We start from the raw sequence: 2,065 nt of genomic DNA, 5'->3' as shown, positions 1-2,065 counted from the left end.
TTGTCGCTAAAACATCCGTTACTGTTATCGTTCCACTCGTCGCTGCATTTCCTGTGTTGTTTACAGTCAAGGTATAGTTGAAATTCGTGCCTACTGTCGCTGTTACTGGACCTGATTTCACAATCGAAATACTTGGTTTTGGAGTCGGGTTAATCGTAGTCGTTACTGGATTCGACGGTTTTGGCGTCGTACTTGGGTCGCCACCACCACTCACATAAGCTGTGTTTATTGCTGGTGAGTTGGCAGCACTAACCGCTTGTACTGTCAAGATAATGTTTGAGTTGGCATTCACAATAATGGATGCATTACTCGTACATGTCACCAATTGTCCACTCGCACTACAACTCCATACACTACCTGTACTACTTGAACCTACGAAGGCAATACCTGTCGGTAGGTTATCGGTCACGGTGATTGTTCCACTTGTCCCCGCTGTACCATTGTTACTAACCGTTAGGGTATAATCAAAGTTGCTTCCTACTGTAACCGACGATGGACCTGCCTTCGCTATCACTAAGTTTGGTTTCGCTGGTTCATTAATCACGGTCGTCACTGGGTTCGATGGACGTTTAGCTACGATGTCTCCACCACCACTTACCCATGCTTTGTTCACCACAGTACCTGTCACTGAGCTTACTACTGTCAAGTTCAATGAGCTACTACCTCCTGCGGCAATGCCAGTCGTTGTGGTACAACTTACCAACACACGGCCACCCGCTATTGTACTACTGCTACAACTCCATCCTGTTCCTGAGCCTGATACAAAACTCAAGCCTGCTGCCAAGGTATCGCTTACTACGGTTGTTCCAAATGTACTTGTAGTTCCGCTATTACTTACCGTTAAGGTGTAGTTATAGTTAGCTCCCTTTTCTGCTACACTTGGTCCTGATTTAACAATTGCTAACTCTGGTACACAAACTACATAACCTACTGCATTGGTAATATCTACACACGTTCCACTCACACCATTGATTGTTCCACCTACGGTCAATCCTGAAACTGTACCTGTGTAACTTACACCATACACATTGTAAACACCATTGCCATTGTTGCTAAAACTTGGACTATTCGAGATAGATAAGATTCTACCTTTTCCATCTGTTAAAACATAAACATCTGTCTGACCCGGTAAAGCGGTCTTCCCTGTTTGACCTACTGTGAACACGCCTGTCGCATTGTTACAGTCACATATCGAAATAGGTACTGCAACTGTTTTGCTACATGAACTCACGAGGTTGATATCGCCACCTACAGTCAAATTCGGCGAAACGCTATTGTTATACGTCACCGCTACCGCTTGGTAAGTATTCGCAACCACATTGGCGATGCTCATCACGTTAACGGGCGACACATATTGGATTATTCCTGAGGAATTCGTCAATACTAACTGGGAACTCACATTTGAGCCTGTGGTTTGACCACTCAAACTCATCGTTACGGTTCCTGATTTGTAGTTACAAGCCTGTCCATAAGAACTTTCCCATAACATAAGCATAAGGAAGGCTACCCCTAAGCTTTTCCATACCTTTGAAAAAACCTAGAACTTTTTCTTGAATTATATAAGTCATCATATCTTTCTTGCTTGCTTGCTTGGTTAGGGTTAAAGCTTACTTAGGACACCTGCACTAATACCACAGCCTACCGTCGTCGTATTGCTCGTTGCACTGTTGTTGCTCGTGTTGGTTTCTCCACCACCTGAAACGATACCGCTAATTGCAATACCTCCTGTGGTTGTTGGGGTAACATTTAATGGAAAACTCACACTGCCACTCGCTGGAATATTCGGTGAACTATTCGTACATACAATAGTTGTAGCGCCAGCTACGGGTCCTGTTGGACTACAGCTCCAACCGCTACCACCACCACTATTGAAAGTTAATCCTGTAGGAATGCTAAAGCTCTCACTCACTCACGCTACCTGTACTAGCTCCTGAACCTACGTTGTTTACCGTTACAGTATACACAAAAGGAGTACTTGGCGTACCTGTACTTGGTCCACTGATACTAGTCGTTAGGTCTGATACCGGAGGCGTTGGACATACCGTTGCTGTACCATAATTGTCTT

At 44.5% G+C, this 2,065-nt stretch carries 1 protein-coding gene and 1 pseudogene; both read right to left on the bottom strand.

Features of this window, described 5'->3' with window-relative positions:
• A pseudogene (locus BWI92_RS26605) lies at nucleotides 1-1,489 on the bottom strand (DUF11 domain-containing protein); the annotation flags it as partial.
• Nucleotides 1,490-1,600: 111 nt separating this feature from the next.
• Complete coding sequence (locus BWI92_RS26600) at nucleotides 1,601-1,909, bottom strand: hypothetical protein (protein WP_095168643.1); 309 nt, start codon at nucleotides 1,907-1,909, stop codon at nucleotides 1,601-1,603.
• Nucleotides 1,910-2,065: the final 156 nt, after the last annotated feature.

Origin of the sequence: Flectobacillus sp. BAB-3569 (assembly GCF_002270355.1) — a bacterium.
Classification (GTDB): Bacteria; Bacteroidota; Bacteroidia; order Cytophagales; family Spirosomataceae; genus Flectobacillus; species Flectobacillus roseus.
Note: the sequence above shows the minus strand (reverse complement) of the source record. Positions and strands in the feature narration are given on the sequence as shown.